The sequence below is a fragment of the Streptomyces incarnatus genome, from assembly GCF_001027185.1.
Taxonomy (GTDB): Bacteria; Actinomycetota; Actinomycetes; order Streptomycetales; family Streptomycetaceae; genus Streptomyces; species Streptomyces puniciscabiei.
The window spans coordinates 4529715-4552492 of the sequence record NZ_CP011497.1; the positions used below are offsets into that span (position 1 = coordinate 4529715).

Sequence of the window (22778 nt, forward strand, 5' to 3'; positions counted from 1 at the left end):
GAGCGTTGTACCTTCCGGTGTGGAGGGCCGCGAGCCGCGGCCCACTCACCCGGAGTTGGGGGATTTGCCATGTCTGTTGACGGTATGTCTGAAGCACCGCTGCGCGTCGCCGTGGTCGTCGGCAGCGTCCGGGAGGGCCGGCAGGGCCGGGCGGTCGCCGACTGGTTCCTCGGTACCGCCGCCGGTGACACCGGCCTCGACCTCGACGTCATCGACCTCGGCGAGATCGACCTCCCCCTGGTGCTGCCCGACTGGGGCGGTACCCCGAGCCCCGAGGCCGTCGCCGCGCTGCGGGACGTCTCGCCGCGGCTCGCCGCCGCCGACGCGTTCGTCGTGGTCACGCCCGAGTACAACCACAGCTTTCCGGCGTCCCTGAAGAACTTCATCGACTGGCACCACGCCCAGTGGCGGGCCAAGCCGGTGGGCTTCGTCTCCTACGGCGGCCTCGGCGGCGGACTGCGCGCGGTCGAGCAGCTCCGGCTGGTCTTCGCCGAGCTGCACGCGACGACCGTGCGCGACTCGGTCAGCCTGCACGGCCCCTGGTCCGGCCTCGGCCAGGACGGCACACCGCGGGACGCGGCCGTGTGCACCGGCGCCGCCAAGGGCATGCTCGGCCAACTCACCTGGTGGGCACGGGCGTTGCGGACCGCGCGGGCCGAGCGCCCGTACGTCGGCTGAGGGCGGGGAGGGGGAAATGATGCGTACGACCGCGCCCACCGCGGCGGCCCCGGCCCGCCCGGCACCGGGCCCGGCCACCGCCCTGAACCGCATCCTGGCCGTCACGGTCGTCGGCATGGTGATGGCGGTGCTCGACATGACGATCGTCAACGTCGCGCTGCGCCGGCTCTCGCAGTCCTTCGGCGCCTCACTGGAGACCATCCAGTGGACCACCACGGCGTACACGCTGGCCCTGGCCGCCGTCATCCCGACCGCCGCCTGGGCCATGGCCCGGATCGGCGCCAAGCGCACCTATCTGACCGCGCTCACCCTCTTCACCCTCGGCTCGCTGCTCGCCGCCTGCGCCTGGGACGCGGGCAGCCTCATCGCCTTCCGCGCGGTCCAGGGGCTCGGCGGCGGGCTGCTGCAGCCGGTCGGCATGGCCATGGTGATGGGCGCCGCCGACCGGTCCAGGCTCGGCCGCGCGATGGCCGTCGCGGGGCTGCCCATCCTGGTCGGGCCGGTCGCCGGGCCGGTACTCGGCGGCTGGCTCCTCGACGCCGCCTCCTGGCACTGGATCTTCCTGGTCAACCTGCCCGTCGGCGCCCTGGCCCTGACCCTCGCGCTACGCCTGCTGCCCGCGGACGCACCGACGCCGGGGGCCGGGAGCGCGCCGGGGGCCGGCAGCCCGCCTGAGGCCGGGAGGATCGCCGGGGCCGGGAGGACGGGGGCGATCGGTGGGACGTCGTCCGGGACCGGGACGACCGCCGGGACCGAGAGGACCGCCGGAACCGAGAGGACCTCCGGCACCGAGAGTACGGCCGGTGCCGGGAGGCCGGTGGCGATCGGTAGCACGGCCGGAACCGAGAGTACGGCCGTGTCCAGCAGGACCGCCGGGGCTGGGACGCCCGTCGGCACCGTGACACCCGCCGGCACCGTGACCACCGGCACCGCACCTCCCACCGGCACCCTGACACCCCCCACCCGCCTGGACCTCCCCGGCCTGCTGATGCTGTCCCCCGGCCTCGCCCTGCTCCTCTACGGCCTCGCCCGGGGCGGCGAGCGTGGTGACCTCACCGCGTCCGGTGCCCTCGTGCCGGTGCTCGTCGGCGCGGCCCTCGTCGCGGCCTTCGTACGCCGGGCGCTCACCACGTCCGCTCCGCTGCTGGACCTGCGGCTGCTGCGCGACCGTACCTTCGCCGCAGGCGTCGGCACGCTCGCCCTGTTCACCTGCGGCTACTTCGGCTCGATGCTGCTCGGCCCGCTGTACTGGCAGCAGGAGCGGGGCCTGAGCGCCACGGCGGCCGGACTGCTGGGCGCGCCGGTCGGTCTCGTCGTCGGTACGACGATGCAGATCGCGGCGCGACGGATCGACAGGACGGCTCCGCGCCGGCTGGTCGGGGCCGGGATCGCGGTGGCCGCCCTCGGGATGGCGCTGACGGCGTGGCAGGTGGGCGTGCCCGGGATCGCCCCCTGGCGGATGGTCGCGTCGGCCATGGTGATGGGCGTCGGCACCGGCATGGTCCTGATGCCGACGATGACCACGGCGAGCCGGGGCCTGCCCGCGGAGCGGCTCGCCGCGGCGAGCACCGCGCTGAGCATCAACTCCCAGCTGGGCGCGTCCGTCGGCACGGCCGTGCTGTCGGTGGTGCTGGGCAGTGCGGGCACGCACCCGTCCGGCTTCCGCACCGCGACGCCGTCGCGGCGACCCTGCTGGCCCTGGCGGCCCTCCCGGCGCTGGCCCTCCCGGGCCGTCGGCGGCCGCGGTGACGGCGCCGCCCAGAGGCGGTGATCGGTCAAGGGGCCCGGTCGACGGGTGGTGATCGGTCCCCCGGGCCCGGTCGACGGGTGGTGATCGGTCCCCCGGCCCCCGCCGACGGGCGGCGTTCGGTCCCCGCCCCGCCGGCGGGCTCAGCCCACGCTCAGCTCGGCCAGCGGCAGCGTGTGCCGGGTCTGGAGGACCTTCGCGCGCAGGTAGCGCACGTTGTGGGCCGTGGTGAAGACACCGGTCGGCACCCGGTCCCGTACCACCGCGCCCAGTGCGCGCAACTGCTCGGCCTTGTCGGGGTTGTTGGACAGCAGGTCCAGCTCCCCGATGCCGAGGGCGGCGAGCATCTGCGCGGCGGCCGTGTAGTCGCGGGCGTCCTCCGGCAGGCCGAGCGCGGCGTTCGCCTCGTAGGTGTCGAGGCCCTGGTCCTGCAGGGCGTAGGCGTCGAGCTTGTTGTAGAGACCGATGCCGCGGCCCTCCTGGCGGAGGTAGAGCAGGACGCCGCCGCGGTCGGCGATGCGCTCGACCGCCTCGCGCAGCTGGGGTCCGCAGTCGCAGCGGGCCGAGCCGAAGACGTCCCCGGTCAGGCACTCGGAGTGCAGGCGCACCAGCGGGACGGTGCCGGGGGTGGGGTCGCCGAGGACAACGGCGACGTGCTCCTGGCCGTCGGCCAGGCCGTGGAAGGTGACGAGTTCGGCGTCGACGCTGTAGCCGTCGTGGAAGCGCAGCGGTACCCGGACGCGGGCGCGCGGCGTGGCGGCGGGGGTGTCGGGCATGCGGGTCCCTCCGGGTGCGGGCATGTGCTTCAGTTTTGAAGCAGCGGTACGCAGGGGACCCTACCCCATGCTTAAAAGTTAAAGCAATCGGATTGAGGTGATCCACTCAGGGGTGGTCAGGCGATCCGATCAGGGGGCCGGTCACGAACAGGACGAACGCCGCCGCCAGGGCACGTCCTCCGTGCCGGACTCGCCACCGTCGCCCTGCAGCCCGCGCGCGATCCCCGCGCAGATCTCCTCCAGCTGGCCCACCTGCTCCGGCGTGAGCCGGTCGAACAGGGTGGCGCGCACGGTCTCGACATGCCCGGGCGCCGTACGCTGCAGTACGGCCAGCCCCTCGTCCGTCAGCACGGCGATGCTGCTGCGCTTGTCCCAGCGGCAGTCCTCCCGGCGCACCAGCCCGTCCCGCTCCAGCCGGGTCACCGCGTACGTCAGCCGACTGCGCGTGATCTTCAGGGACTCGGCGAGGTCGGTCATCCGCAGCCGCCGGTCGGGCGCCTCGGAGAGGTTGGCCAGCACGGAGTAGAACAGGTGCGGCATGCCGGCGTCCTGCTGGAGCTGTCGGTCGATCGCGTCCTCCAGGAGGTGCGTCGCGGCCAGGTACGCGCGCCAGGCGCGCTGCTCCTCGGGGCTGAGCCAGCGGGTCGTCATGCCGCCAGTGTAAGTTTGTTTCAAACTTGAACCAAGACTCGCCTCGCAGGGAGACCGCGCCGATGTCGTACCCGTACGTGCTGCTGTCCGCCGCCGTCTCCCTCGATGGCTACCTGGACGACACCGGCCCGGACCGGCTCCTGCTGTCCAGTCCGGCCGACTTCGACCGGGTCGACGCGGTACGGGCCTCCGTCGACGCCATCCTGGTCGGCGCCGGCACGATCCGCGCCGACAACCCGCGGCTGCTGGTCAACTCCGCCGAGCGCCGCGCGGCGCGGGTGCGGGCGGGCCGGCCGGAGTACCCGCTGAAGGTCACCGTCACCGCCGGCGGCGACCTCGACCCCGGCGCCGCCTTCTGGCACACCGGCGGCGAGAAGCTCGTCTACACGACCGACGAGGGCGCCGAGCGGGCGGCCGGACGCGTCGGCGGCACCGCCGGCATCGTGCCGCTGGGCCCCGAGCTCGACTGGCGGGCGCTGCTGACCCACCTGCACGACGTGCGCGGCGTCGAGCGGCTGATGGTCGAGGGCGGCGGCACGGTCCACACCCAGCTGCTGCGGCTGGGCCTCGCCGACGAGCTCCAGCTGGTCCTCGCCCCGCTGTTCGTCGGCGACCCGGCCGCACCCCGCCTGTTCGGCCCCGGCGGCTACCAGGCCGGCCGGCTGCGCCTGACCGAGACCCGCAGGATCGAGGACGTCGTCCTCATGCGCTATGAGCCCACGGCCCCCGGCACCGGCCCGCTGCCCGCCGCGGCCGACCGTCACTGGTTGCGCACGGCGTGCGAACTGGCCGCGCTGTGTCCGCCCTCGCGGACGGCCTTCAGCGTCGGGGCGGTCGTCGTGGCCGAAGACGGCACCGAGCTGGCCCGGGGGCATTCGCGGGAGGGTGAGGACCCGGTGGTCCACGCGGAGGAGGCGGCGCTCGCGAAGCTCGACCCGGCGGATCCCCGGCTGGCCGGTGCCACGGTCTACAGCAGCCTGGAGCCCTGCGCCCGGCGGGCCTCCCGCCCGGCACCCTGCGCCGAGCTGATTCTGCGGGCGGGGGTGCGCAGGGTGGTCACGGCGTGGCAGGAGCCGGACACGTTCGTGGCGGGGGCCGACGGGACGGGGGTCCTGGTCAAGGGAGGTGCCGAGGTGGTCGTACTGCCTGAGCTGGCGGAACTCGCCAAGGCGCCGAACAGGCACCTGCTGGGCTGATGCCCGGCCCGGCCGGGCCGGGAAACACTCAGGGCCTGGAATCCAGTGGATTCCAGGCCCTGAGTCTTCAGTAGCGGGGACAGGATTTGAACCTGCGACCTCTGGGTTATGAGCCCAGCGAGCTACCGAGCTGCTCCACCCCGCGTCGTTGTGACTCCAGAGTACCCCATGCTCAGGGCAGCATGCACACCCACTTTCCCGGGGTGGTTGATCGTCTTCACGGAGGGTGACCGGACGACAGCCCTCCGCATAACATCTGAGACACCATCAAAAACGCCGAGACTCCTGAACTGCGGCCAACTCGCCCGTTTTGCCGTGGTCCTGGCCGGTAAGTCCGGGCCGGAAAACGTTAATGATCAAGCCGAACGGCTTGGAAAGTGACTGGCAGGTCTATTAACGTTCGATAACGCAGCGCGGTCGTCCCAGCCGTCACAAGAGGCGGCTCCGTGCGCACGCGCCGAATCCCGCGAGGGAACCGGGGAACCACCACCTTGGGGTGAATCGCGCGAATGCCGCAGTTGGTATACGCGCGTAGGAGACCTTCCTGCTCCGAACCCGTCAGCTAACCCGGTAGGCGGAGGAAGGAAAGGAGTACGCCCGAGTGGCGTCCAACCGGCCCGCCCCAGAAGCCCCGTTCGTGCCCTCGCAAGCCCAGCCGGAGACCTTCGGCTACGGCGCCTACCGCGCCGAGGAGGGGCCCTGGGAGGAGTGGAACCCCACCGAGGACTCCGTCGCCGCGGCCCGGGGCCGGCACCGCGTCAGCAAGCAGCGCGGCGGCTTCGCGCGCAGCTCCACCGTCCTCGGCGTCGGCGTGATCGCCGCGGTCGGCGCGGGCGGCATGGCCAGCGCCAACACCGGCAAGCCGCCGGTCTCCATATCCCTGCCGGACCTGGACTCCGTCGAGCACATCTTCGGCGGCTCCTCCGACGCGCACCAGGCCACCGCCACCGGTCTCAGCAAGGTCGGCGTGACCACCGACAGCGGGGACAGCGGCAGCGCGGGCGAGGCCCTGCGCAACCGGATCATGGCCCAGGCCGAGCAGCAGAAGGGCCAGGCCGACACCAAGGCCATCGCCGCCACGATCGCCGCGGCCGACCAGCAGACCGCCGCCGCGGCCGCCAAGGCGGAGAAGGAGGCCGCCGCCCAGGCCACCGCCGCCAAGGAGAAGGCGGAGGCCGACGCCAAGAAGGCCGCCGAGGCCAAGCGGCTGGCCGAGCTGGCCAAGCAGTACACGCTGCCGGTCGTCTCGTACACGATCACCGGCACCTTCGGGCAGCCCGGCGCGATGTGGTCCTCCGGCTACCACACCGGCCTCGACTTCGCCGCCCCCACCGGCACCCTCATCAAGGCCGTCCACAGCGGCACGGTCACCCAGGCCGGCTGGGCCGGCGCCTACGGCTACCGCACCGTCATCACCCTGGACGACGGCACCGAGCTGTGGTTCTGCCACCAGTCCTCGATCAACGTCTCCGTGGGGCAGAAGGTCTCCACCGGCCAGGTCATCGGCCGCGTCGGCGCCACCGGCAACGTCACCGGCCCGCACCTGCACCTGGAGGTCCACCCGAACGGCCAGGCCACCGCCATCGACCCGGCGCCGTGGCTGCGCGACAAGGGGCTCAACCCCTGACCGTGGCATTCGTGTGAATCCGGCGCCGACGGTGGAATGGGATGATCCACCGTCGGCGTTGACTTGGGGCATGACCTCTCTGCGCACACTCGGCTCCTCCGACCTCCAGGTCTTCCCGCTCTGCCTGGGCGGCAACGTCTTCGGCTGGACCGCCGACGAGGAGACCTCCTTCGCCGTCCTCGACGCCTACACGGCGGCCGGCGGCAACTTCATCGACACCGCCGACTCCTACTCCGCCTGGATCGACGGCCACAAGGGCGGCGAGTCCGAGACGATCATCAGCAAGTGGGTCAAGGCCCGCGGCAACCGCGACGACGTCGTCATCGCCACCAAGGTCAGCCAGCACCCCGAGTACCAGGGCCTGTCCGCTGCCAACATCAAGGCGGCCGCCGACGCCTCCCTGCGCCGCCTGGACACCGACCACATCGACCTCTACTACACCCACTTCGACAAGCCCGAGGTCCCGGTCGAGGAGATCATCGGCGCGCTGGACGAGCTGGTGAAGGCGGGCAAGGTCCGCCACATCGCCGCCTCGAACATCAGCCCCGAGCGCCTGAAGGCCTCCCTGGACTTCTCCGACCGCGAGGGCCTGGCCCGCTATGTCGCCCTCCAGCCCCACTACAACCTGGTCTCCCGCGACACCTACGAGGGCCCGCTGCAGGACCTGGTCGCCAAGGAAGGCCTGTCCGCGGTGCCCTACTTCTCCCTCGCCTCGGGCTTCCTGACCGGCAAGTACCGCCCCGGCACCAAGGTCGACAGCGCCCGTGCGAGCCGGGCCCAGGGGTACGCGGAGTCCGAGCGCGGCCAGCGGGTCCTGGCGGCCCTGGACGAGATCGCCGCCGCCCATGACGCCCCCGTCGCCAGGGTCGCCCTCGCCTGGCTCGCGGCCCAGCCGACGGTCACGGCCCCGATCGCCTCGGCCCGCACGGTGGACCAGCTCCCGGCCCTCCTGGACGTGGTGGGCCTGACCCTGACGGAGGAGGAAGTGCGGAAGCTGACAGAGGCGTCGGCCTGACCCTTCGCCAGCCGCAAGCTCCGCCCGATCTCCCCGCCGCGGCTTGATCTCCCTGCTGCGGCTTGATCTGCCTGCCGGGGCTTGATCTTCCCCACCGCGGCTTGATCTTCCCCACCGCGGCTCGATTTCTCCGCTGCGGCTTGATTTCTCCGCCGCGACGGCGCTCAGCCACGACGGCGCATTCCGGCGGTGCCGAACTCTCCGCGGCCCGATCGGCTACGACCGATACGGGTTGTAAGCGGAGTAGGGCGCCGCCGGATAGCCGTACCCCGGCTCATACGCCATGGGCACCGGCATCGGTACCGGCGGTGGATACACCGGCCGAACCGGCGGAGCCACCCGCGCCGCGTACTCCAGCGCCGGCCGGGCCAGTTCCCGCCGCTTCCACAGCTCGTCCAGCAGCTCCCGCTCCCGTACGACGAAGCCGGCCCCGGCCTTCCCCTTGCGCCCCCGGTGCCGCAGAACGGCGAGCGAGGTGGCGTACCCCTCGTACTGCGCCACCGCCCGCGCCGCCGGCCGGCCGCCGTGGTGCCGGGCGTAGTCCCGGGCCGTCCGCCGCGCCCGCATCGACCCGAGCGCGAACGGCTCGGCCGGCCCCAGCCATCCCGCCAGCACATACGCCGGCAGCTCCTCCCGCACGGTCCGCAGCTCCCGCTGCCGTGTGAAGATCGCGAGCCAGGTCAGCAGCCCGAACACGGGCACCATGAAGCAGCCGTAGACGGCGAAGAACCCGAACTCGCCGAAGGTGGAGGAGCCGTTCCAGAAGGCGTGCATGCTCATCGCGAGCAGCAGACCGCACACCGGCAGCAGCGCCCGCCGGGCGCGCTGCCGTTCGGCGGAGAGCGCGGCGGTGCCGAAGCCGAGGCCGGTGAGGGTGGTGAACAGCGGGTGCGCGAACGGGGACATCACGATGCGCACGAAGAAGGTGGCGGCGGTGACGGAGGCGATACCGCGGCCGCCGCTGATCTGGTCGGCCCCGAAGGCCGTACCCAGGTAGAGGATGTTCTCGGTGAACGCGAACCCGGTGGCGGTGATGCCCGCTATCACCATCCCGTCGACGATCCCGGTGAAGTCACGCCTGCGGAAGAGGAAGACGAGCAGGACGGCGGCGGCCTTGGCGGACTCCTCCACGATGGGCGCTATCACGGTGGCGCCGAGGGTGTCGGCACTGGCCGGATCGGCGGTGGCGGTGGCTATCCACTTGGTCGCGAAGCTGTTGGCGACGATGGCTATCAGCGCCGCCGCGCACGCCCCCCAGGCGAAGGCGAAGACCAGGTTCCGCCAGGGGCCCGGCGCCACCCGGTCCAGCCACCGGAAGGCGGCTATCAGCCAGGGCACGGGCAGCACGGCGAGCCCGAGCCCGACGAGGAACCCCTCTGTACCGGTCTGCCGGCGTACCAGCGCGAGGATGACGAGACCGGACAGCGCGAGCAGGGTGATCAGTGCTCCGTACCGCACCCAGCTGCGCTGCCACCAGTGCGGATGGCGGAGCAGCACGGGGCCGTGGGGGCCCGGGGGATACGTCGGGAACGGAGGACTGGTGGCCACGGCATCGACCCTAACGGTGGCGGGACGAGGGGCTGGAGCGGTTTATCGGTCCTGAGGACCGGACTGGTCGCGGTCCTGATGCGGTACGCGCCGGAAGAGCAGATCGTTCACCACATGTCCCTTGTCCAGTCCCTGCCCCTCGAAACGGGTCAGCGGCCGGAACTCGGGGCGCGCCGCGAAACCGCCGTCCGCCTGCGTGTTCTCGAAGTCCGGGTGCGCGGTGAGCACCTCGAGCATCTGCTCGGCGTACGGCTCCCAGTCGGTCGCGCAGTGCACGAGCGCGCCGGGCTTCAGCCGCGTCGCGGCGAGCGTGAGGAACTCGGGCTGGATGAGGCGCCGCTTGTGGTGCCGCTTCTTGGGCCAGGGGTCCGGGAAGTACACGCGCAGCCCGTCGAGCGAGTCGGGGGTGAGCATCTCCCGGAGCAGGATGATCGCGTCCCCGTTGCCCACCCGGACGTTGGACAGTCCGCCGCGGTCGGCGAGAGCCAGCAGATTGCCCTGTCCCGGGGTGTGCACGTCGACGGCGAGGATGTTGGTGTCCGGGTCGGCGGCGGCCATCTGCGCGGTGGCCTCGCCCATCCCGAACCCGATCTCCAGCACCACGGGCCTGTCGTTCCCGAACAGCTCGCCGAGGTCGATGACCCGCTGCCCGTCGATGTCCAGTCCCCATGTGGGCCACAGCCGCTGCAGCGCGTCCGCCTGCCCGGCGGTCACCCGGCTGCGCCGCGGCTGAAAACTCCGGATCCGCCGCTCGAAGTGGGACCCGGCGGGATCGGCCTTGGGACCGTCCGGAAACCGCGGCTCTCCCTTGGCCCGGGTGTGCCGGACGGACGCGCCGGCGGTGCGGGGGGCCGGCGCGGGGGCTTCGGGGACGTTGAGGAAGTCAGACACAGTGCTTCCGATTTTACGGTGCCCCGTCAGCGTGCCTTTTCGAGCATGTCCAGCACCCGACGCCCGATCTCCCGCCCGATCGGCAGGGACGCGGTGGCCGCCGGAGACGGTGCGTTCAGCACGTGCACCGCCCGGCTCCCCTCGCGGATCAGGAAGTCGTCCACCAGCGTGCCGTCCCGCAGCACCGCCTGCGCGCGCACCCCGGCGGGGGCCCGCACCAGGTCGTCGGCGTCCACCCCGGGCAGCAGCCTGCGCACCGCCTCCAGGAACGCCCCCTTCGACAGCGACCGGTGCAGCTCCCCCGCGCCGTATCTCCAGTGCTGCCGGGCGATCGCCCAGGACCCCGGCCAGGCCACGGTTCCGGCCAGCTCCCGGGGTCGTACGACCCCCCAGCCGTACCCCTCCCGGGCGAGCGCGGGCACCGCGTTGGGGCCGATGTGCACGCCTCCGTCGATGCCCCGGGTCAGATGGACCCCGAGGAACGGGAAGGCAGGATCCGGCACCGGGTACACCAGCCCGCGCACCAGCTCGGGGCGCGCCAGCTCGTAGTACTCCCCGCGGAACGGCACGATCCGCACCTCGGGCTCGTCCCCGGTCAGCCGGGCGATCTCGTCGCAGTACAGCCCGGCGCAGTTCACCAGCACCCGCGCCCGTACGACGTCCCCGCCCGCGGTGAGCACGGCCACGCCCCGCTCCGGCCGCCGGTCCACCCGTACGACCCGCGCTCCGTACCGGATCTCCGCACCCGAGGCGCGCGCCAGCTGCCGGGCGACGCCCACGAAGTCGCACACCCCGGTGGTGCCGACGTGTATGGCCGCCAGTCCCCGCACCTCGGGTTCGTACTCACCGATCTGCGCGGAGCCGAGCTCCCGGACCGGTATGCCGTTCTCCCGCCCCCGCTGCACGAGCGCGTGCAGGCGGGGCAGCTCCTCGCGCTCGGTGGCGACGATCAGCTTGCCGGTGACGGCGTGCGCGATGCCGTACTCGGCGCAGAACTTGACCATCTCGGCGGCGCCCCGCACCGCGTACCGCGCCTTGAGGGAGCCCGGCCGGTAGTAGATCCCGCTGTGGATGACCCCGCTGTTGCGCCCCGTCTGGTGCCGGGCCGGCCCGGGCTCCTTCTCCAGCACGGTGACCGCCGTGCCCGGCGCGGCCCGCGTGATCGCATACGCCGTGGACAGCCCGACGATCCCCCCACCGACCACGAGCACGTCACAGTCGTACGCCCCGACCGGCACCTGCACCACCTCCCGCTACCGATAGTGCACTGCGCCACTGACAGTGGCTTCAAACGCCAGGGGTGACGGTTCTCATGCCGGCTCTCATGCCGGAGCCATCAGCAGCGGGCGGGCCCGCTCCCGCAGCTCCACCACCCGCGGCTCGTCCCCGTACGGCTCCAGCCGGTGCAGGAGATCCTTCACGTACTCGGTCGTGCGCGCCGACGAGATGCGCCCGGCCACCTCCACGGCCCGCACTCCCTGCTCACAGGCGGCGTCCAGATTCCCGGACTCCAGCTCGGCCACCGCCGAGACGACCAGCCGCAGCCCGTGCGACCGCACGAACTCCTCCGTCGGCTTGGACAGCGCCTGCTCGGTGAAGCGCCGCACCTGCCTGGGTGCCTTCAGGTCCCGGTAGCACTCGGCCGCGTCCGCAGCGAAACGGTCATATCCATAGAAACCAAGCCAAGAAGGATCGTTGTCCCCCTCCCGGGACCGCTCGAGCCAGCCCTCGGCCGCCTTCAGTGCCGCACCCGCCGCCTGCGCGTCCCCGGCACGCGCGTGTGCCCGCGCCTCCACCAGCCGGAAGAAGCTCATCGTGCGCGCGGTCGCCAGCCCGCGGTTGCGCTCCAGCGCGGCCTGGGCCAGGTCGACCCCCTCGTCGCCGAAGCCGCGGTACGTCGCCTGCAGCGACATGGAGGCCAGCACATAGCCGCCCAGCGGCACGTCCGCCGCCGCGCGCGCGAGCCGCAGCGCCTGGATGTAGTACCGCTGCGCCGCCTCCTGCTGGCCGGTGTCGAAGGCCATCCACCCGGCGAGCCGGGTGAGTTCGGCGGAGGCGCCGAAGAGCGCGCGGCCGACCTCGTCGGAGTAGGAGCCGAGCAGCAGCGGCGCCGCCTCCACCCGCAGGCACTCGGGGACCATCGACGAACGCCAGTCCCCGCCGCCGTACTTGGAGTCCCAGCGCCGCGCGTCCTCGGCGGCCTCCCGCAGCTTGCGCACATCGCTGTGGCCGACTTTGATCGGTGCGCCGGACCCCTCGGCGGAGCCCGCCTCCCGCGCGACCGAGCTGTCGGCGGGGGTTATCAGCCAGCGCGAGGCGGGCGTTGCGTATGCGCTCACTGCGAACGATCCGGCGAGGGACTGCCAGATGCCGCCGGAGCCGGCCCGGCGCCCGGCGAGGTCGAGACGGTACAGCTCCGTCGCCGACTTCACCGCCTGTCCGACGTCTCTGGGGAAGGCGAGGCCCACTTCGGGCGCGGGATCCGCGTCCGCCAGGCCGATCTCGTGGAGCGGCACCGGGCGGCCGAGCTTCTGGCCGATGGCGGCCGCGATGAGGTGCGGCGCCGCACCCTGCGGCACCATCCCCTTCGACACCCAGCGCGCCACCGAGGTCTTGTCGTAGCGAAGAGTCAACCCGCGCTGCGCACCAAGGTCGTTGACGCGCCGGGCGAGTCCTGCGTTGCTGATTCCCGCGAGGGCGAGAACGGCGCCGAGCTTTTCGTTCGGCCCGCGTTGCTCCCTGGACATGCGCCACCCCTCGACACAGACGGCTGCCGCGCTGGCATAACCACGCGGCATTCGTAAACCCAGCGTAGTTCGCCGCATCCCAAGCGTTAAGGGGCATTGTTCCGGTTGGCGGGATTGTGGTCCGTACGGAAGTGCGGCCCTGTACGCACCGTGCACGGCCTGTCGCCACGTGCCCCCGCGCGTGTGGCCGTGCGCCCGTCCGTGCGCTCTTCTCCGGCCACCGGGGGAGCGGTTCCATGGCTCTTGCGTGGGTCGGCCCGCTGTACTGGATCCAGTGGGCTGGGGGACACCGCCACCTTCATCCCCGCGGGTGGCGGACCGGTCCGGGAGGCGATGCCCGCCTCCCGGACTGTGCGCGTGTCCGCGCCGCCACGCGCTCCGCAGGCCTGTACGGAGCGTGCTCAAATCCCGTGCCGCTCAACATATTTGGCTGAAAATCGCCCCCGCCTGTCGCGGTTGACATGTGCTCCGACCATGCAACTTGAGGGCGTGAAGGGCGTTTTGGGGGAGCGTACAGGGGGCGCATTCGAGTCGCACCCACCCTCCGCCCGCTGGGCATTTCCCTCGATCGAAGCCGGTGCCGCCGCCCCTCCACAACGCGCCTCTCGTGGCAGCATGGGGGTCCGGTTCGTGCGGTGCACTGTTGTCCACAGGCTGTGGAGGCGTCGATGCGGTGGTTGGTGGGTTGGAGCAGCACCGCCGCGGGCGTCGCCGGGATCGGTTCCGCGGGCGCCACCGGTTACGACGGCGAGACCCTGCACCCGGTCGGCTCCCAACTCCTGTGGGGCGACCCGGATCCGCTGTGGGCCGTCGGCGACTGGCGCCCGGACGAGGTGCGCGTGGTGCGGGCCGACGCGGACAACAGCATCGCCGTCCTCGGCATCTGCGGCGCCTCCGACGAGGAGCTCAGACGCGGCCTGTTCACCGCGCGCGGGGGCGCACTGCGCCATCTGACCGCCTGGCCGGGCAGCTACACGGCGGTCGTCAGGGTCGGCCGCCGCATCACCGTCTGCGGCGATCTCGCGGGCGCCCGCCCGGTGTTCCACACCCCCTGGGCCGGCGGCACCGCCTACGCCACCGCCGCGCTGCCGCTGGCCGACCTCATCGAGGCCAACCTCGACTTCGCCCACCTGGCCGCCCTGCTCGCCGCCCCGGACGTACCCGCCGCGCTGCGCGACACCACCCCGTACGAAGGCGTCCGGCGCATTCCGCCGGGGCACGCACTCGTGCTGCGCGCCGGGGCGCGCGAGATCGCCGGGTACGAGCCGGTCGCCTCCCTCGCCGTCGCCGCGGCCCCCGCCGACCCCGACCGCGCCGTGGACGCCGTACGGGACGCCCTGGTGGAGGCGGTCCGCACCCGGCTGTCGGCGCCCCGGCACGTGCCCGACCTCGACCCCGGCCCGGTGCCCGGCATGGGACCGGCCGAGCGGCGGGCCCGGCGCGGCATGCCCGTGCCCGGCATCGGCGCCGACCTCTCCGGCGGCCCCGCCTCCGGCACCCTCGCGCTACTGGCCGCCGGGCTGCCCGGCAGACCCGGCACGCTCCTCGGCCACGGCACCGGCGCGGGCGAGCGGCTCCTCGCCGTCACCTTCAACGACCTGGCCGTGGGCGGCCGGGAGGCCGAACTGGAGCGCGCGGGCGCCCTGGCCGCCAACCCGCGCCTGCACCACGTCGTCGTGACCGGCGCCGAGGACACCCTGCCGTACGCCGACCTCGACGGCCCCCTCACCGACGAACCCGGACCCTCGCTGGTGACCGCCGTCCGGCACCGCGCCCGGCTCGCCGCGGGCAGCGCCGACCACTTCACCGGCCACGGCGCCCGCCAGGTCCTGGACGCCCACCCCGCGCGCCTCGCCGACCTCCTGATGGACCGCCAACGGCGCCACCTGGTGCGCCCGGTCGCCGCGCTCGCCAAGGCCGACGGCTCGGTGATGGTCCCCGCGCGCGTGTACGGCGCCGCCCGTCGGCTCGCCCGCACGCCCTACCGGGCCGGCCTGGAGGCGCTGGCCGAGCGGCTGATGCGGCGCCGCTTCGACGAGCCCGGGGGAGCGGTCGGCGCGTCCCTCGCCGCGCTGACCTGGGCCAGACCCGGGCCGGCGGCGCGTTGGCTGACCGGGGAGGCACTGGCCGAAGTATCGGTTCTGCTGCAGGCGGAGGCGGACCGCTCGGCCACCGGGCACCAGCGTCCCGGCGAGTACCGCGCGCGTGCCGCCCTCGCCCGCCACGCCGCCGACCTGCGCGTCCTGGAGCAGGCCGCCGAGATCCGCTCCCAGCGCCTGCACGCGCCGTTCCTCGACAACCAGGTCGTCCGCGCCTGCCGCGCCCTCCCGGAGGCCCTGCGCGTCCGCCCGGGCGCCCGCTCCTCGATCCTCCGTACGGTCCTGGAGGGCGCCGGCGTCGCCGACCTCCCGCCCGGCTGGGGCGCCCCCTCGCACGCCTCCTCGGCGGCGGCCGCACGCGCGGGCCTGCGCGTGGCGGCCGAACCCCTCCAGGACCTCTTCGCCAGCCCCCTGCTGGCCGACGCCGGCCTGGTGGAGGCCCGCGTCGTCCGCAAGGCGCTGCGCGCGGCGGCCGCCGGCGAGACCCTCCCCCTGGACGGCCTCGCCGACCTGATCTCCCTCGAACTCTGGCTCCACCGCCTGCTGGCCCGCCGGGGGACGTGCTGGACGGGGACACCGGCACGCGCGCGTGCGGTGCCGTCGGGGATTCAGCCGCGCCGGGGAGCCTTGGCTTCCGGAGCCTGACGGCTCGGGCTGTCGTCCGCTCCCATCCGGGGGCTGCCGCCCCCGGACCCCCGCCGGGTGGCTCCCGCCGGATGTCGGCCGCGGGCCGGTGGGGGCTGATCGCGCAGTTCCCCGCGCCCCTAGGGCATTGCAGTTGCCGCCCCCGAATTCGCACCCGCACTCGCGCCGCAGCTGCGGGCAGTCGTGCCTCCCCCAGTGCCTTAAGGGCCTGGGGGGACCCCCAGGCGGCACGGGTGGGCGCAGCGGCACCCTGCACGCGCCGGTAAGCGACCCAACCCCCGCCCAGCCCCAGCACGGGGCACCGATCCAGCACAGCTGAGGGAAACCGCGTCGCCCCACCCCCAGCTACCCCGCGACAATGACCCGGTGCGGTACAGAATCCTGGGCGTGGCCCAAGCAGCAGACGACCAGGGCACCCCCGTACCTGTCGGCGGTCCCCGCCTGCGCACACTCCTCACCGTCCTGGCACTCCGCCCAGGCCGCACCACCACCCCCGACACCCTCATCGACGAGATCTGGGCCGACGACCACCCGAGCGACGCCCCCGCCGCCCTCCAGGCCCTCGTCGGCCGCCTCCGCCGCGCCCTCGGCCGGCACACTGTCGCCTCCACCCCGGGCGGCTACCGCCTGGAGGCGACCGAGGACGACGTGGACCTGTACGTCTTCGAACGCCTCGTCGACACCGGCACCAAGGCCCTCGCCGGCGGCGACCCGGCCACCGCCCACCGCACCCTCACCGAGGCCCTCGCCCTCTGGCACGGCCCCGCCCTCGCCGACCTCCCCGACCGCACCGCCGCCACCCGCCCGGAGGCCCTGCGCCTGGAGGCCATCCGTGCCCGCGCCGGCGCCGCGCTCGACCTCGGCCGCGCCCCGGACGTCGTACCGGAGCTGACGGAGCTCACCACCGCCCACCCGCTGGACGAGCCCCTGCAGGCCCTGCTCATCCGCGCCCTGCGCGACAGCGGCCGCACCGCCGACGCCCTGGCCGCGTACGAGTCCGCCCGCCGCACCCTCGCCGACACCCTCGGCACCGACCCCGGCCCGGAACTCAGAGCCCTGCACGCGTCGTTGCTCACGCAGCGGGAGCCCAGGCAGCCGAGGGTGCCCGAGCCGTCCCCCACCCCTGCTCAACCCCCCGAACGCACCGGCAACCTCCGGCCCCGCCTGACGTCCTTCGTCGGGCGGGAACCAGAACTCGAGGCCATTCGTTCCGACTTGCACAGGGCCCGCCTGGTCACGCTCACCGGACCGGGCGGCTCGGGAAAGACCCGCCTCGCCGAGGAGACCGCCGCAGGGTTCCCCCAGGCATGGCTGGTCGAGCTGGCCCCGCTCGACCATCCGGAGGCGGTGCCCGGCGCCGTGGTCAGCGCGCTCGGTCTGCGCGAGACCGCGCTGATGACCAACGAGCTGGCGACCCCGCAGGCCGACCCCGTCGCCCTGCTGATCGAGTACTGCGCCCCGCGCAGCCAACTCCTGATCCTTGACAACTGCGAACACGTCATCGGCGCCGCCGCAGCCCTCGCCGAGACCCTCCTCACCCACTGCCCGGGGCTCACGGTCCTCGCGACCAGCCGTGAACCCCTCGGCGTCCCCGGTGAGTCGGTGCGCCCGGTCGAGCCCCTGGTCCCGGAGCAGGCGCACCGCCTGTTCGCCGAGCGCGCGAAGGCCGTCCGTCCCGACGCCGCCGCGGTGCTCGCCGACACCGGGGCCGTGGCGGAGATCTGCCGTCGCCTGGACGGGCTGCCGCTCGCCATCGAGCTGGCCGCGGCCCGGCTCAGGCTGCTGACCCCGCGGCAGATCGCCGATCGCCTCGACGACCGCTTCCGCCTGCTCACCTCCGGAAGCCGTACGGTCCTGCCCCGCCAGCAGACCCTGCGCGCGGTCGTCGACTGGTCCTGGGACCTGCTGGACGAGCGCGAGCGTACGGTGCTGCGCGAGGTGTCGGTGTTCGCCGGCGGCTGGGACCTCGCGGCGGCCGAGGCCGTGTGCACCGGCCCGGCGGCCGATCTGATCGGCGCCCTCGTCGACAAGTCCCTCGTCGTGGCCGCGCCCAGCGGTCCCGACGGCTCCGGCGGCATGCGCTACCGCATGCTGGAGACCATCCACGAGTACGCCACCGAGCGTGCGGCCGAGGTCCCCGGACTGCGCGCCGGGGCCGAGCGCCGGCACCGTGCCTGGGTGCGGGCGCTGGTGGAGGAGGCCGAGCCGCGCCTGCGGTCGGCGGACCAACTGCCCTGGATCTCCCGCCTGGAGACCGAGCTCGACAACATCCGGGCGGCCCTGGACCGCTCCGTGCGCGCCGGCGACGAACCTGAGGCCGGCGCCATCGTCCGGGCCATCGGCTGGTTCTGGTGGCTCCGCAACCACCGCCAGGAAGCGATCGCCTGGGTCCGCCTGCTCCTCCGCCTGGGCGTGGCCCTGGACACCCTGGGACCCTTGGACACCCCGGCGCTTTCGGACACGGCGGCGTCCTCGGCGCCCTCGGGTACGGCGGTGTCCTCGGCTCCCTCGGCTTCCCCGCACGCGTCGCCGACTGCGGTCCCCCTCGGTGGCGGCGCAGGAGACCAGCTGATGGCCCTGGTGGAGTCGGCCGACCCCGTAGGGGCCTTTCTCGCCGGGCCCGACGGCGAGGCCGGGCATCCGCTGCGGGAGCTGCGGATGGATCTGCGGATGCTCGACCTGTTCCTGACCTCCGAGTCGAGCACCGAGCACCTCGCGCCCGACCCGCGCGCCCGTGCGTACATCGCCCGGATCCGCGCCGCCTTCGAGTGCGGCGGTCCCCAGGCCGCCCGGCTCCCGGGCATCGTCTGGCCGCTGACCGCCTACTACCTGGGCGACCCGGCGGACCTCGGCCCGGACCTGACCGCGGCCGTGGCCAACTGCCGTGCCCACGGCGGCGACTGGGAGATCGGCGTCTCCCTGATGTTCCGCACCCATGTCATCGTCGACTCCCCGGGCAACCTGCGGGGCGTGGACGAGGACCTGGCCGAGCTGAGGACGCTCAGCCGGCGCGTCGGGGACCGCTGGATGCGGGCCCAGGTGTGCAGCGCGGCCGGCGAGGCGGCCATGGCCCGCGGCAGGTTCGCCGAGGCGCGCGGTGAGTACGAGGAGGCGCTGCGCCTGGCCTACGAGGTCGGGGCATACGCCGAGTCGCCGTTCCTGATGGCCCGGCTCGCCGAGATCTCCTACCGCTCCGGCGACACCGAGACCGCACTGGCCGCCCTGGAGGAGGCGGGAACGGCCGCCGACCGGTACGCGGTACCGGAGTCGCGCGCTTTCGTCCTGCTCATGCGCGCCCACATCGCCCTGCACGACGGGCAGCCCGCCCTGGCCCGCGAGCTGTACGAGCGGACCCGCGCGGTGGCCCGCGGCGGCACTCCGCCCCCGCAGTTCGAGGCGGCCCTGCGCACGGTGGAGGCGCTCCTCGCCGCCGACGAGTCGGGCCCCGAGCACGGGCTGCCGGTCATCGCCGAGGCGCTGCGGGTGGCCGTGACCCAGCGGTGCGCCGAGATGATCACGGCGGGGTTGGTGGACGTCGCGGCCGGTCTGCTGGCCCGGTGCGGAGATCTGGCCGGCGCGGTACGGCTGTTCGCCGCCGCCGACCACTGGCGCAACGGCAATCCGCGCCCCGAGCCGGAGTGCAGCGAGGCCGCCCGGGTGCAGGCCGACGCGCGCGCGGCCCTGCCACCCGAGCGGTACGAGGCCGAGCACGCCCGGGGAGCGTCCCTCGGCGCGCCCGACGTACTGCGGGAACTCGCCCCCACGGACCCGCCCCCCGACCCCGGCCGATGACGCCCCACCGCCCCCCGCCCGGCTGCTCCGCCGCCCTTCCGGCGCCCGGCCTTCGGCCTTGCGGTCCCTTGGCCCCGGCGCCCGGCCTTCGGCCTTGCGGTCCCTTGGCCCCGGCGCCCGGCCTTCGGCCTTGCGGTCCCTTGGCCCCGGCGCCCGGACTTCCGGCCCGCAGCCCGGGCCTTTTGACCCATCGGCCCCCGCCACCCACCGGCCTTCCGGCCGCCCCGCCAGTCCTCCGGCCCCCGCCCTAGCGGCAGGTGAACCGTGACTCCGCCCAGTCGGCGAGCGCTGCCTGGTCGAAGACGTTGCTGTGCGGCCGTACGACGAGCCGTACGGTCCTGCGCCCGGTGAGGTCGACATGGACGGGCACGGCCCGGTCGTGTCCCTTGACCATGCCGGACTGCCAGAGCGGGACCCCGTCGGCCCAGACGGAGAAGGACACCTTGCCGAGGCCGAGGGTCATGTCGTCCACGCCGGCCAGGGCGTCGTAGGCGGTGCACTGCCGGTTGAGGGCGATGGTGACGGAGGACTCGCTGTGCACGGTCACCCCGCGCGCGTACTGCTTGTCGCCGATCGACATCCCGTGGCGCTGCCACACCCAGCTGCTCTCGGCGAGCTGGATCTCGGGCTCGGTGCCGTCGCCGTCGACGTCGTAGTCGAGGTCGCTCAGCTCGTAGACGGTGGGCGCGGGCGGCGGAGTGGGCGTCGGTGTCGGCCTGGGTCTCGGTGTCGGCGTGGGCGTGGGTGCGTGTGTGGGCGTCGGGTTGGGTTGGGGAGTCGGGGCCGGCGTCTGCGTGGGTGTGGGCGTCGGCGTCGGCTTCGGCGTGGGTGCCGGCTCGGGCGCGAGCACCACCGGCACCACCGGCTTCGGCGCGGGCTTCTTCTTCGACGGGGCCGGTGTCGGCGCCGGGGGCCGTACGACCGGCGCGGACGGTGACGGCTTGGCGGCCTCCTTCGCCGGCGGACGGCTGTCGTTCACCAGGGCCAGCGCCACCGCGGCGGCGGCCACCGCGACCACACCGGCCGCGATCCCCGCCTTCACCGGCGCCCCGAGCCCCTCCGCGGCCGCGGCACCGCCCGCACCGCCGGCCCCGCCGGACGACGACCCGGTGGCCGCCGCGGCGGCACCCGCCGCCCCCGCCCCGGCGCTGCCGGCGATGACGCCGAGCGCCTTGGCGTACCCGGCGGCCCCGAACCAGCCGATGACCGCGACCGGCACGACACCGGGGATACCGCCGGCGACCTCTTCGATCTGCGCGGCCGCCAGCCGGCACCTGGCGCATTCCTCCAGGTGCTTGCGCAGGCCCCGTTCGGCGCGGAGGCGCAGTTTGCGGCGGGCGTAGGTGCCGAGCTGGTCGGCGTACCGGGCGCACCCCTCGTCACCGGCCAGGGAGGCGCTGACGTGGGCCTGGAGATAGGCCTGCTTGAGCCCCTCGCGGGCGCGGCTCGCCAGCACGCGCGTGCCGTTGGCGTCCAGCCCGAACAGCACGGCCACTTCGCTCGGGGACTCGTCCTCCACCTCGGTGTGCCACAGCACGGCCTGCCAGCGCTCGGGCAGCGAGCGGAAGGCCCGCATCGCCATGGACTGCTCGGCCTCGTGCATCGCCCGCACATCGGCGCCGAGGTCCAGGCCCGCGCCGAAGGAGCCCAAGGACGCGGTGTCGTCGGGCACTTCGGAGGCGCGCGAGGCCTGCTGGGAGAAGACGGCGAAGTCGTCCACGAGCTGCTCACGCCGAGCGGACCTGGTCCAGTGCGCGGCGACGCGCCGCACGGAGGTCAGCAGATAGGCCCGCACGGCGTGCTCGGGCCCCGATCCGCCGCGCACCGCCTGCAGCATCCGGGCGAAGACCTCGGCCGTCAGGTCGTCGGCGGTGTGCCCGTCCCGGCAGCAGGTCCGCGCGTACCGCCGTACGGCGCCCGCGTGCCGCCGGTAGAGCTCCTCGTACGCGGAGTCGTCTCCGCCGCGCATCCGCTCGATCAGCTCGCCGTCGTCGGGCGGCGTCGCCCCGGACGGCGGCAGCGCGCTGCCCTCACGCTGGGCCGGCACGCTCTTCGCGCTCCGCCCGCCGGCGGAAGCCGGACGCCCGCCCTGGCTCGGCACCTGGGGCGGGGTCGGGCCTGCGGCGGTCTCCGCGTCGGCGTCGTCCCCGCGTGACTCGTCCCACCCGTCAACGCTCATCGCGGAACGCCCCCGCCCCCGGCCCAGCCCAACCCGTCACCGGCTCAGGGTGCCACATCGCCTTTCGGCCGAGCCCCGCATGTTCACGGCATCCACTCATCCGAGGGCCGTGGGCAGCACGGACTTACGGCCATCACTCGAACGAGGGGGACCGCAGAATCAAGGTCACTCGCGACGAGGGGTGCCGAGGGGGCAGGCGGTCCGGCAGCCCCCCAGGGGCGCGAGGCGGTGCCTCATATGCGGCTCCGCCGCGTGGGCGCCAACAGCCCCCACGCACCCGCACTCAGACGACTACACGCCCCACGCACCACCCCGAACCGCCCACAAGGCACCCGCGCCCGCCGACCAAGGCACCCGCGCCCGCCGACGCTGAGGCCCCCCTACGCGGGACGCGACCGCAACCCCTCCAGCAAGATGTCCAACAGCCGTGCGGACGCCGCCGCCTGCTGTGCCGCGTCCGGCAGGGACGGCGCCGCCGTCGCGATCACCAGCAGCACATCCCCCACGGACACATCCGCCCGCAGCTCACCGGCCGCCCGAGCCCGCTCCACCAACTGCCCGACCACATCGAGCAACGCCCCGACCCCGCTGTCATCGCCGGCGGACTCCCCGGGCACCAGCCGAAGCTCCCCGGTCCCCGGCTGCACCCGCTGCTGCGGAACCCGGGCCTCCTCGGCGGGGCCCTCCGCAGCGTGTCCCTCGGCCGAACCGGCGGAGCCCTGCGCGGAGCCGACCCGCAGGACCTGCGGCGGCAGCAACCGCCCCGCCCCCGACGCCACGGACGTCCGCAGGAACCGGGACAGCGCCGACCACGGCTCGTCCTCCTGCCCGAGCGCGGCCCGCGCCTGGTCGGTCAGCCGCGCGGTCTCCTCCTCGGCTATCCGCCGGACCAGCACGTCCTTGCTGGGAAAGCGCCGGTACACCGTGCCGACACCCACCCGCGCGCGCCGCGCCACGTCCTCCATCGGCGCGCCGTATCCCAGCTCGCCGAACACCTCACGTGCCGCACGCAGCACGTGCTCCAGATTGCGCTGTGCGTCCACCCGCAGCGGGGTCGTACGCGACCCGTCCGCGCGTCCGTTGCCCACCGCCGCGCTCATCGCCCCGGCACCCGGTGCGACGGCGGCTGCAGATGACCAATGCGTGTCCTGAACATGCATGTGTTTCCCCCGGTTATGACGTCTCCC

15 protein-coding genes, 1 tRNA gene and 1 riboswitch are annotated in these 22778 nt (G+C 73.9%); of the genes, 7 read left to right on the top strand and 9 right to left on the bottom strand.

Annotated elements, in window-relative coordinates; all coding sequences use genetic code 11:
• Window positions 1-84 precede the first annotated feature (84 nt).
• Both ABB07_RS20350 and ABB07_RS20355 read left to right on the top strand, forming a co-directional pair.
• Window positions 85-678 (top strand): NADPH-dependent FMN reductase, encoded by a 594-nt coding sequence (locus ABB07_RS20350; protein WP_425264739.1) that lies wholly within the window; start codon window positions 85-87, stop codon window positions 676-678.
• A 16-nt stretch (window positions 679-694) separates the two neighbouring features.
• Window positions 695-2449, top strand: coding sequence for an MFS transporter (locus ABB07_RS20355; RefSeq protein WP_208900036.1), 1755 nt, complete (start codon window positions 695-697; stop codon window positions 2447-2449).
• 119 nt (window positions 2450-2568) lie between these two features.
• Here the strand turns inward: ABB07_RS20355 and ABB07_RS20360 are convergent, their stop codons facing one another.
• Complete coding sequence (locus ABB07_RS20360) at window positions 2569-3201, bottom strand: GTP cyclohydrolase II (protein ID WP_208900037.1); 633 nt, start codon at window positions 3199-3201, stop codon at window positions 2569-2571.
• Between the two features lie 141 nt (window positions 3202-3342).
• Entirely contained in the window at window positions 3343-3852 is a 510-nt protein-coding gene (locus ABB07_RS20365) for a MarR family winged helix-turn-helix transcriptional regulator (RefSeq protein ID WP_208900038.1), read from the bottom strand.
• A gap of 62 nt (window positions 3853-3914) precedes the next feature.
• On the opposite strand from ABB07_RS20365, the gene ABB07_RS20370 reads away from it, so the two are divergent.
• Entirely contained in the window at window positions 3915-5048 is a 1134-nt protein-coding gene (locus ABB07_RS20370) for a dihydrofolate reductase family protein (protein WP_208900039.1), read from the top strand.
• 71 nt (window positions 5049-5119) lie between these two features.
• Here ABB07_RS20370 and ABB07_RS20375 read toward each other — a convergent pair.
• Window positions 5120-5193, bottom strand: a tRNA-Met gene (locus ABB07_RS20375).
• A 300-nt stretch (window positions 5194-5493) separates the two neighbouring features.
• A riboswitch (cyclic di-AMP (ydaO/yuaA leader) is annotated at window positions 5494-5640 on the top strand.
• Between the two features lie 9 nt (window positions 5641-5649).
• Between ABB07_RS20375 and ABB07_RS20380 the strand changes: the two genes are divergently transcribed.
• Both ABB07_RS20380 and ABB07_RS20385 read left to right on the top strand, forming a co-directional pair.
• On the top strand, window positions 5650-6675 hold the full coding sequence (locus ABB07_RS20380) for a M23 family metallopeptidase (protein ID WP_208900040.1): 1026 nt from the start codon (window positions 5650-5652) through the stop codon (window positions 6673-6675).
• A 70-nt stretch (window positions 6676-6745) separates the two neighbouring features.
• Window positions 6746-7690 (top strand): aldo/keto reductase, encoded by a 945-nt coding sequence (locus ABB07_RS20385; protein ID WP_208900041.1) that lies wholly within the window; start codon window positions 6746-6748, stop codon window positions 7688-7690.
• Between the two features lie 216 nt (window positions 7691-7906).
• On the opposite strand, the gene ABB07_RS20390 is transcribed toward ABB07_RS20385, so the two are convergent.
• The 4 genes from ABB07_RS20390 to ABB07_RS20405 form a co-directional block, all read right to left on the bottom strand.
• Window positions 7907-9238 (bottom strand): PrsW family intramembrane metalloprotease, encoded by a 1332-nt coding sequence (locus ABB07_RS20390; RefSeq protein WP_208900042.1) that lies wholly within the window; start codon window positions 9236-9238, stop codon window positions 7907-7909.
• Between the two features lie 42 nt (window positions 9239-9280).
• The gene (trmB, locus tag ABB07_RS20395; RefSeq protein WP_208900043.1) at window positions 9281-10129 is read right to left on the bottom strand and encodes a tRNA (guanosine(46)-N7)-methyltransferase TrmB; all 849 of its coding nucleotides are present in this window, start codon (window positions 10127-10129) and stop codon (window positions 9281-9283) included.
• A gap of 26 nt (window positions 10130-10155) precedes the next feature.
• The gene (lhgO, locus tag ABB07_RS20400) at window positions 10156-11376 is read right to left on the bottom strand and encodes an L-2-hydroxyglutarate oxidase (protein ID WP_208900044.1); all 1221 of its coding nucleotides are present in this window, start codon (window positions 11374-11376) and stop codon (window positions 10156-10158) included.
• Between the two features lie 75 nt (window positions 11377-11451).
• A complete protein-coding gene (locus ABB07_RS20405) occupies window positions 11452-12876 on the bottom strand; it encodes an NsdA family TPR-like regulatory protein (protein ID WP_208900045.1) in 1425 nt (474 codons plus the stop codon).
• Window positions 12877-13544: 668 nt separating this feature from the next.
• Between ABB07_RS20405 and ABB07_RS20410 the strand changes: the two genes are divergently transcribed.
• Together ABB07_RS20410 and ABB07_RS20415 are read left to right on the top strand one after the other, a co-directional pair.
• Window positions 13545-15620, top strand: coding sequence for an asparagine synthase-related protein (locus tag ABB07_RS20410; RefSeq protein WP_208900046.1), 2076 nt, complete (start codon window positions 13545-13547; stop codon window positions 15618-15620).
• Between the two features lie 366 nt (window positions 15621-15986).
• Window positions 15987-19412: a BTAD domain-containing putative transcriptional regulator gene (locus ABB07_RS20415; RefSeq protein WP_208900047.1), complete on the top strand. Its 3426-nt coding sequence runs from the start codon at window positions 15987-15989 to the stop codon at window positions 19410-19412.
• 247 nt (window positions 19413-19659) lie between these two features.
• Here the strand turns inward: ABB07_RS20415 and ABB07_RS20420 are convergent, their stop codons facing one another.
• Both ABB07_RS20420 and ABB07_RS20425 read right to left on the bottom strand, forming a co-directional pair.
• Window positions 19660-21591, bottom strand: a complete 1932-nt coding sequence (locus ABB07_RS20420; protein WP_208900048.1) for a sigma-70 family RNA polymerase sigma factor — start codon at window positions 21589-21591, stop codon at window positions 19660-19662.
• Window positions 21592-21971: 380 nt separating this feature from the next.
• On the bottom strand, window positions 21972-22751 hold the full coding sequence (locus tag ABB07_RS20425; protein WP_208900049.1) for a TetR/AcrR family transcriptional regulator: 780 nt from the start codon (window positions 22749-22751) through the stop codon (window positions 21972-21974).
• Window positions 22752-22778: the final 27 nt, after the last annotated feature.

Excerpts from the sequence above, each read along its gene's own strand:
- ABB07_RS20350 (WP_425264739.1), top strand. The coding sequence starts at position 85 with ATGTCTGAAGCACCGCTGCGCGTCGCCGTGGTCGTCGGCAGCGTCCGG.
- ABB07_RS20355 (WP_208900036.1), top strand. The coding sequence starts at position 695 with ATGATGCGTACGACCGCGCCCACCGCGGCGGCCCCGGCCCGCCCGGCA.
- ABB07_RS20360 (WP_208900037.1), bottom strand. The coding sequence starts at position 3,201 with ATGCCCGACACCCCCGCCGCCACGCCGCGCGCCCGCGTCCGGGTACCG.
- ABB07_RS20365 (WP_208900038.1), bottom strand. The coding sequence starts at position 3,852 with ATGACGACCCGCTGGCTCAGCCCCGAGGAGCAGCGCGCCTGGCGCGCG.
- ABB07_RS20370 (WP_208900039.1), top strand. The coding sequence starts at position 3,915 with ATGTCGTACCCGTACGTGCTGCTGTCCGCCGCCGTCTCCCTCGATGGC.
- ABB07_RS20385 (WP_208900041.1), top strand. The coding sequence starts at position 6,746 with ATGACCTCTCTGCGCACACTCGGCTCCTCCGACCTCCAGGTCTTCCCG.
- ABB07_RS20405 (WP_208900045.1), bottom strand. The coding sequence starts at position 12,876 with ATGTCCAGGGAGCAACGCGGGCCGAACGAAAAGCTCGGCGCCGTTCTC.
- ABB07_RS20410 (WP_208900046.1), top strand. The coding sequence starts at position 13,545 with ATGCGGTGGTTGGTGGGTTGGAGCAGCACCGCCGCGGGCGTCGCCGGG.
- ABB07_RS20420 (WP_208900048.1), bottom strand. The coding sequence starts at position 21,591 with ATGAGCGTTGACGGGTGGGACGAGTCACGCGGGGACGACGCCGACGCG.
- ABB07_RS20425 (WP_208900049.1), bottom strand. The coding sequence starts at position 22,751 with ATGCATGTTCAGGACACGCATTGGTCATCTGCAGCCGCCGTCGCACCG.